Raw genomic sequence first — 7,981 nt, forward strand, 5'->3', positions numbered from 1 at the left:
TTGAGTATGAAACGAAATCTGGTCGTTTGATTTCTGTTTTTAGATTTTTCTAAAGATATAACATCAAATTCGCAATTTGAGCCGTGATGCAAAATCATTTGTCCGCTCCTTGCAGTTCGCGTTCCTTGGCTCGTTCTATCAAATCTTCCGCCAAAAACACGTCTTCATCAAAATCCTGCGTGTGTAAAACGCCGTAGTATTTGCGAAAATAATCATTTATACAGTATCTTAGGAAAAGATTAAACGCCTCGCTTTCGGAAATGCCGTGCCTTCTGGCATAACCTTCCGTAGCATAAACCATCATTAAATTCAGGTCTCGCTGAACATGATTCGCGTCGGTGGCATTTAACATTGTTTCGTTTATCATTATTTTTCCTCTCTGTTTTTTACAAAAATAATATTTGCGCAAATAAAAAAGAGACGCAAAACACCATCGCTAATGTATCCTCCTATAATATTCCCGTTAATAGAAATGAAAGATTTCAGTTTTTTTTATCTCTTCCTCACCAAAAACGAAGACAAATACGACAACACCAAGCCCAGCGCCACTACTTCGCCCATTGACCTCAGCGCGGGGGTGTTTACAAAAAACAGAAGTCCGAACGCCATAAACGAGGTTATGCAGGAAAGCAAGAGCGCGAGTTCGGTTTCGTTGGGGGCTTTTTTGCTTTTTGCTCGGAAAATTACGTAATCTACGCCTATTCCCAAGACAAGAAGTTGTCCGACGGCGTGCATTAAATTCTGCTCAACGCCGAAATAGCCTAAAATCGCCTGCGTTAAAATTAGGGTTAAAAACGGCGGAATTATCACGGTAATCGCTGATAAAAAGTTTGTTTTTACGCTGAAATAAATCAGCAGAAACATAAAAATTACCGCCGCCGCAATGATTATTGTCTTCAGCATTGTTTCTCGATATTCCTGCAAAATTGCGCTGATTTCGCCAATTCGGTTAAAATAAAAAACCGTTTCTCTGTTTTCAAGCGATTTCAACCGTTCCTCATTTCTTATGTTTTCGAGCAAAATAAGCGCCGCCGATAAAGTATCGTTGCGGATAAATGTCGATGAAAAATCGCGCGATACCGAAGAAGCAAAAAATTGGTTTATGTCGAAATGCACAAAATTTTCCGTCGATAATTCATTCACTAAATTTTGCAGAACGTTCTCTTGGAAACCGAGGTTTCTCAGATGAGCAAGCACTTCTCCGTCGTTTTTTGTTATTAATTCAAGAAGATTTTTGCGGTTTTGTTCGGCGACTTCTTCACTTATCACGTATTGTCCGATTGAACGAAAACCGCCTATAACGCCCTCGTTTTTCAGCGAGTTAAGTTGTATTGATACCCGCGATAATTCGTTGAGCATTTCATTGTCGTTTTTGCCGACGACTACCAAAAATCTGTTTGCTTGACTGCCTTGCGTAAATCTTCTTAAAAGCGCTTCCTCGGCTTCGAGAAGCGGGGCGGGGTTTGTGAAATTTTCAACGCCGTCGTTAAAGCGAACTTTCAAAAGTCCGGGGATTGAAACCGCCGCGACCAAAACCGCAATTAAAATTACCGCCCAAAACGGGACTTGCGGAATTGAATTTTGAGGAAGCTTTATCGGCAGTTTTTTGTTGGCGTATTTTATTTTCGGAAACAAAATTACAACGCTTAAATACGCGCCCAAAAGTCCGAAAACGCTCATAATTGCTATGTGTCTAAGCCCCGCAATCGGCGTTATAAAAAACGCGCAAAACCCTGCAATCGTTGAAATTACGCCTAATGTTATTCCGCCGAAAACGTTTTTAAGCCGCTTTTGGGGATTATCTTCGTTTTGCACTAAATAATGTAAAGAATAATCAATTACAATGCCCACAAAACACGCGCCCATAGACAATGCAATTACATTTAATTCGGACGAAAACAGAAAAAGCGCGGCAAATGCGAAAATCAATCCGCAGAAAATCGGTATAAGTCCCGTAAAAATAACGAAGATATTGCGAAATATCGCCAAAAACATAACGGCGATAACCGTAAGCGAAATTACGCCTATTATCCCCGCGTCTCTTTTGCCTTCGTCAAAGCCTACTTTTACGAAGCGCGCTATGGAAACTACTGCAATTTCTGAACTTATCTCTTGTTTTATTTGTGAAATCAAGGCTTCAAGCTCGTTTTGCGCTCTCGGCGAAAAACTGTTTTCTTTAAGTATGGCGGTTATAAGGACAGCTGTTGTATCCGACGGATAAATCAGAAGTCCGCCATCCGAAATCCAAAGAGAATTTCCTCTTAATTCGAGCATTTTGTCCATAAAAAGCATTAACGGGTCGCGCACTAAATTTTCACCGTAAAAATCGGGCATAGGCGCAAAAATTCTTTGGTTGAAATTTTGGATGAAACGTTGTGTTGACGTCCCCGTAGGGGCGGGGTTTGCCCGCCCTTGAATTGTCGCGACATTTTTTACATCGGACGTGCATATATTAGGGCGGGCAAACCCCGCCCCTACAACATCCCGCATATTATCCGATAAAAGGGTGTATCTTTGCGCAAAAAACCAATTAAAATATTCTCTTTCGGTTTCGGGGGTTGTTCCTGAAAAAATTTCGGTGAAAATTCCCGAGTTTTTTGCCGTTTCTATTACTTTTTTTGCGGAATTTACAGCGTTGTACTCGTCTTCGTCCAAAATTAAGAAAAATGCTTTTCGCGATAATTCGTCGGCGGCGTTATCTGTTAAATCCCTTATAAATTGCCTTGATTTGTCGCCGCCGATAAGCGATAAAACCGAAGAATCGACATTTACGCCTTGCTCTACTCTGAAAAAAATGGAAAAAATCGCTAAAATGAGGGCGATTATGTAAATTGTTGCGTTAAGGTGTTTCAAAAAGCGCCTCTTCTTCGCTCGTTAAAAATTGCGCGGTCGGTCTTTGCGGAGTAATGGTGATTTCTACTGTGCTGTTGTCGGGAGAAATTATGGCGACGTCCAAATGTCTGTAATCGTGCGCGCCCGCTATTATTATTTGCCTTAAACGGCTTCGGATTACGGCGCTTCTCGGATTTAATACTAATCGCCAGCCGTTTTGGCTTTCCGAAAGTTCTATGTCAAACCGTCTTTGCAGGGTCGAAAAATCTCCCGTAAAAAGCGGGGCGAGCATTGCTTGTTGCGGGCGCGATAAATTGTCGTCGTTAAAAAGAATAACTTCTTTAAACATCGGCGGCGGCTCTACCGAAAACCAAACTACGCCTTTGTCCCTTACCACCCAAAGCCGCCCTTCGGATACAAGCGGAGCAGGAAGAGCCGCCACTTGTCTTGTTTGGATAAAATCGGCGCGAACAATACTGTCGTGCAACATAAGAGAATGCAATCGCTCCAAATCGCTCTGATTTTGAGCGAAAGACGATATAAAAAAGAAAAATAAACAAAAAATCAAAAACATAATGTAGGGGCGGGTTTTAAACCCGCCCTTACGCATAAAAAACAATGATTTTCTGTTCAACCGCGTCGTCATACGTTCGCGTTCGCGTTTAATTTCATTACGTTGCTTGTGCCGCCTTCTACAAAAGACTGCTCGGAAATGCGCGTTAATACGGCGTTATCGGTAAATTCCTTAAGCGTAAGCGCGCCGTTGTTGCACATTGTGGCTTTAAGTTTTGCAAGCGAAATGCTCAACGCCTCCGAAAGCGCGCCCATCGCGGGAACATAAGCGTCAACGCCTTCTTCAAACTTCATTGCGCCGCCGCTTGCGCCGCCTTCGCTGTAGCGTTGCCAATTTCGCGCGCGGTTGCTGCCTTCGCCCCAATACGCTTTGTAGCGTTGTCCGTTTATGGATATTTTTTGCGTGGGACTTTCGTCGGTCATTGCAAAATAGCGACCCATCATCACGAAATCGGCGCCCATCGCAAGCGCAATAATTATTTGAGTGTCGTTTACAAGTCCGCCGTCGGAGCAAATCGGCACGTAAATTCCTTTTTCCGCAAAATAACGGTTTCGCTCGTTTACCACGTCCATAAGCGCGCTTGCTTGTCCGCGACCTATTCCTTTTTGCTCGCGGGTTATGCAGATACTTCCGCCGCCTATCCCGACTTTTATGAAATCGAGCTGCGCTTCGTCCGCCAAATATCTGAAACCGTCGCCCGCTATTACGTTTCCGCCGCCTACAATTACTTTGTCGCCGTAGTTTTCTTTTATCCAAAGCGCGCAATCTTTTTGGTATTCCGAAAATCCGTCCGAAGAGTCTATTGTAAACACGGTTGCGCCTGCTTCGACCAATGCTGGAACGCGCTCTTTGTAGTCGTGAGTGTTAATTCCCGCGGCGGCGACAAGTCGTTTTTCGTTGTCTATGAGCTCGTATGGATTGTCGTTGTGAGCGACAAAATCTTTGCGGAAAACCAAGGAGTCCAAGTAGCCTTCGCTTGTTAAAACAGGCATACAATCTTTGCGGCATCTGCGAATTGCAACGTTTGCGTCGTGAAGCGAAACCCCCACGGGCAACGAATGAACTTTTTCGACGGGAGTCATATAATCCGAGACGGGCTTCGACAAATCGTCTTCCTTTGCCCAATAATCCTTGTCGGTCAAAATCCCCAAAAATTTACCGTTATTTTTACCGTTTTCGGTTATTGCAACCGTGGAATGGTTTGTTTGCGAAACCAATCTCAGCGTATCTTTGAGCGAAGTAGTCGGCGAAACATTTGTGTCGCTCTTAATAAATCCCGCCTTAAAATTCCTGACGGAGCGTATCATTGCCGCCTGATTTTCTATAGGTTGCGAACAAAAAACAAACGCCATTCCTCCCTCGCGGGCAAGCGCAACACCCATTTCCGCACCCGAAACCGCCTGCATACTCGCCGCAGAAAACGGAATATTTAAAGAAAGCCGCGGTTCTTCGCCAATTTTAAAGCGCGAAATCGGAGTTTTCAAAGAAACGTTGTTCGTAGTGTGTTTTCTCTCGCTCAGCCGCGGTATCAGAAGATATTCGGAGAATGTCCTCGATACGTCGTTGATAATAATAGCCATAATTTTACTCCTTTTTGGCAGTAAAATAATATATGCGCTACGGTCGGACGACGGTTGCCGACCATTTTGTTTATTTTTTTTCTTATGGTTGGAAATTTTATTCGCCCAAAATTACAAAAAAGCCCTTTCTGCGCCACATCAAGATAGCGTTTAACCATCCCTTTATGACAACGGTGGGTAATCCGCTCGCAAAGTTCAAGTTTCTGAAACAAGTCCAGCATACTTTTGCAGTACGAAGTCGAAATCCCTGAAAATTATCTGTTCGGTAAACCCTTCATCAAATAACGCAAAAAGAGCGAAATTATTGCATACAGAAATAGAATATAATGCTAAATTGTCGGATTTGCTTGTTTTTTTGATAAGAAAGTTAAATAATTATTGATTTTTTTTGTATTACTTATCTCCATAATGGCTTTTTGCAGAAATTATCTCAACCATAACAACTTCATCTTTTATTGAGTAAATCAAACGATGTTCACGAGTTATTCTTCTCGACCAAAATTCTCTCAATCCGAATTTTAACGGCTCAGGTTTTCCTGTTCCTGTCCTTGGATGTATTTTCAATTCTTCCAAAAATGTCATTATTTTGTTAAAAGCCGATAAATTACCCGTCCGTTTGTAATCTGCTATTTCTTTAAATACTTTTTCAGGAATATCAAGTTCGTAAATCATATTTTATCAAAAAATTCCCGAACGCTTTGATTTCTGCCTATAACGTAATGCTTCTCTGTTTTTGACGCTTCAATTCTATTTTTCAAATACGCCAAATTTTTGGGGTCGTCAAACCAAGTATCACCGCTTGGACTTGGATTGTGCGATTTTTTTGATTGCTTTTCTTTTTGAATAATATAGCGAACGATAATGCCCTGTTTTCTTGCTATTTGGGCAAATGGTTTTAAGTCAAGTTTGTTTTCAGCTTCCAGCAACATCTGCGGCATATTATTTTACCTTTCCGCTTCTATAAATTTTTGTTTATAAAAAAACAATATACTATTTGCCACGAGCAAAAACAAGAAAACTTTAATTTTTCCCCCATTGCGCCAACAATTCCGACGTTTTCCTCGCCAAAATTTCCGCCGCGCTCTTGGGTTTCTTAAAAACACTCTTGATAATACTCGGAATTTCTTCCAAAACGCTTGGAAAAACTTGCGGCATTATTGCACCAATGCTGAGCGTTTCGGAATATTTTTGCGGGAAAATCTTAGTAAGCGCGCCATAAAACAACTGATAGAACCCACTCTTTTGAAAAAACGGCGTAAGAAAAAACCAAAGCGAAATCTTGGCAGTATGATGCAACGCGCCCTGATAATTATAAAACGCAGAAGAAATAAACAGCGCAACAATGAAAATCCCGTATCGCTTAACAAACTCAACCGCGCCTAACAACCTGCAATTTATGAATTTAGAAACAATTAACCCCGCCAAAAATATTGCGGCGTAAAAAATATAATTTTCAAAAATAAATGTTGTTGCGATTACAACAATTAACACGGCAATCCCGTAGGGGCGTATTGCATACGCCCTATCGCCAATATTGTCGTTGTCGTTTTTTTTGCATTGCATATCGTTTTTTGAGCGTATGCAATACGCCCCTACATTATCATTAAACGAAATTCCGTTGATTTTCACCGCCAAAAATCCCGTTATCGCCCCCGTAAAAAGCGAAACCGCAAGCATTATCGGTAATTGCCACTGCCATACGAAATTTCCGCCCATAATGTGATAAAGCACAAACAATTGCACGATATTATGAACTATCGCACAAAAAATCCCGATTGCGATTGCGCCGAATTTCCGCGATTTTATGAGCGCCGCGCCCAAAATCACCGAAACGACAGTCCCGCTTGTTCCCAGCACAAACGGCAAAATTGCAAAGCCGAAAAACGCCATAATAACCCATTGACGAATGAAAACAAAGGCAAGCGCGTCAATTAGTCCGTATCTGTAAATCCAAACCATAACAACCGCGTGAAAAAGCCCGATTTTCAGCCAAGGCAAAACAGGAATTACAGGGAAAAACCGCTCAATCCCCGCCAAAAGAAACGCCATAACAAACAGCGCGGCTTTTTCATTCTGTCTATCAATTAGCATAAACATCTATCCTCGGCATTTTTGTAGGGGCAGGTTTAAAACCTGCCCTAACGGGTCTTCGGTGAACAGAAACCATAACCCTATTCGGCACACACACAATTTGCCCGCTCGAAATAACGCCGATTGACGTACAAATCTGATTTCGACATTCGCTTTTCACAAATTGCGCGGTTTGGTTTTGCAGAACGATTTTCACCGAATTGCGAATTATTGTTGTGTCGACAGAAAGTGGGATTTCTATTTTTTCGCCGTCTGCGAAGATTATGAATTTGTCGATATTTTGCGGTGCAAGGGCAGGTTTTAAACCTGCCCCTACGATAACAAACGCGCCAATTATAAAAATTGCGATAAAAATGTCAAAAGGCGCGAATAATTTCATAAAATCAATTGTTCAACAGCCATTTTTCGGTAGCCAGAGCGGCTTTTGCGCCGTTTCCTGCGGCGACTACCGCTTGACGGTAATTCGGGCACATAACATCGCCCGCCGCAAAAATTCCCGCGACGTTCGTCATATTGTTTTCATCGACGACGATATATCCGTTTTCGTCCAATTTTACCAAATCTTGCAAAAACGCAGTGTTTGGAATATTGCCAATCGCCTCAAAACAGCCGCTGACGGGTAAATCCGAAATTTCGTCTGTTTTAGTATCTTTTAATTTCATTCCCGCGAGCAGTTTTTCGCCGTAAAATTCAACGGGGATTTTATTGAGAAGCACTTCGATTTTCGGAGTTTTAGCCAAATGCTGTTGCATAATTTTACTGCCTCTGAACTCGTCTCTTCTGTGAATTAAATATACTTTTTGCGCGAATTTTGTCAAATAAATCGCCTCTTCGATTGCCGAGTCGCCGCCGCCGATTACGGCAAGGTCTTTGTTGCGAAAAATCGGAAGTCCGCCGTCGCAAA

The 7,981-nt window shown here is 42.2% G+C and carries 9 protein-coding genes; all 9 read right to left on the minus strand.

The window, feature by feature from the left end; genetic code table 11:
* Positions 1 to 94: 94 nt before the first annotated feature.
* A complete protein-coding gene (locus FWE23_06150) occupies positions 95 to 367 on the minus strand; it encodes a DUF3791 domain-containing protein (GenBank protein MCL2845016.1) in 273 nt (90 codons plus the stop codon).
* A gap of 125 nt (positions 368 to 492) precedes the next feature.
* Positions 493 to 2,853 (minus strand): MMPL family transporter, encoded by a 2,361-nt coding sequence (locus FWE23_06155; protein MCL2845017.1) that lies wholly within the window; start codon positions 2,851 to 2,853, stop codon positions 493 to 495.
* A complete protein-coding gene (locus FWE23_06160) occupies positions 2,840 to 3,478 on the minus strand; it encodes an outer membrane lipoprotein carrier protein LolA (protein MCL2845018.1) in 639 nt (212 codons plus the stop codon). Before FWE23_06160 ends, FWE23_06155 begins: the two co-directional genes overlap by 14 nt.
* A complete protein-coding gene (locus tag FWE23_06165; protein MCL2845019.1) occupies positions 3,475 to 4,986 on the minus strand; it encodes an IMP dehydrogenase in 1,512 nt (503 codons plus the stop codon). The genes FWE23_06160 and FWE23_06165 overlap by 4 nt, the downstream gene beginning before the upstream one ends.
* Positions 4,987 to 5,379: 393 nt before the next feature.
* Positions 5,380 to 5,658: a Txe/YoeB family addiction module toxin gene (locus tag FWE23_06170; protein ID MCL2845020.1), complete on the minus strand. Its 279-nt coding sequence runs from the start codon at positions 5,656 to 5,658 to the stop codon at positions 5,380 to 5,382.
* Positions 5,655 to 5,924, minus strand: coding sequence for a hypothetical protein (locus FWE23_06175; protein ID MCL2845021.1), 270 nt, complete (start codon positions 5,922 to 5,924; stop codon positions 5,655 to 5,657). Before FWE23_06175 ends, FWE23_06170 begins: the two co-directional genes overlap by 4 nt.
* Before the next feature lie 82 nt (positions 5,925 to 6,006).
* Entirely contained in the window at positions 6,007 to 7,077 is a 1,071-nt protein-coding gene (locus FWE23_06180) for a Gx transporter family protein (protein MCL2845022.1), read from the minus strand.
* Positions 7,067 to 7,456 carry a NusG domain II-containing protein gene (locus tag FWE23_06185; GenBank protein MCL2845023.1) on the minus strand — a complete coding sequence of 130 codons (390 nt, stop codon included), beginning with the start codon at positions 7,454 to 7,456 and terminating at the stop codon, positions 7,067 to 7,069. Before FWE23_06185 ends, FWE23_06180 begins: the two co-directional genes overlap by 11 nt.
* A 4-nt stretch (positions 7,457 to 7,460) precedes the next feature.
* Positions 7,461 to 7,981 (minus strand): FAD-dependent oxidoreductase (locus FWE23_06190; protein ID MCL2845024.1); only part of this gene is annotated, 521 nt, incomplete at its 5' end.

Source organism: Chitinivibrionia bacterium (assembly GCA_009779925.1).
GTDB lineage: Bacteria > Fibrobacterota > Chitinivibrionia > Chitinivibrionales > Chitinivibrionaceae > WRFX01.

Bases quoted from the DNA above. Each gene is read 5' to 3' on its own strand.
- FWE23_06150 (MCL2845016.1), bottom strand. From the start codon at position 367: ATGATAAACGAAACAATGTTAAATGCCACCGACGCGAATCATGTTCAG.
- FWE23_06160 (MCL2845018.1), bottom strand. From the start codon at position 3,478: ATGACGACGCGGTTGAACAGAAAATCATTGTTTTTTATGCGTAAGGGC.
- FWE23_06165 (MCL2845019.1), bottom strand. From the start codon at position 4,986: ATGGCTATTATTATCAACGACGTATCGAGGACATTCTCCGAATATCTT.
- FWE23_06170 (MCL2845020.1), bottom strand. From the start codon at position 5,658: ATGATTTACGAACTTGATATTCCTGAAAAAGTATTTAAAGAAATAGCA.
- FWE23_06175 (MCL2845021.1), bottom strand. From the start codon at position 5,924: ATGCCGCAGATGTTGCTGGAAGCTGAAAACAAACTTGACTTAAAACCA.
- FWE23_06180 (MCL2845022.1), bottom strand. From the start codon at position 7,077: ATGCTAATTGATAGACAGAATGAAAAAGCCGCGCTGTTTGTTATGGCG.
- FWE23_06185 (MCL2845023.1), bottom strand. From the start codon at position 7,456: ATGAAATTATTCGCGCCTTTTGACATTTTTATCGCAATTTTTATAATT.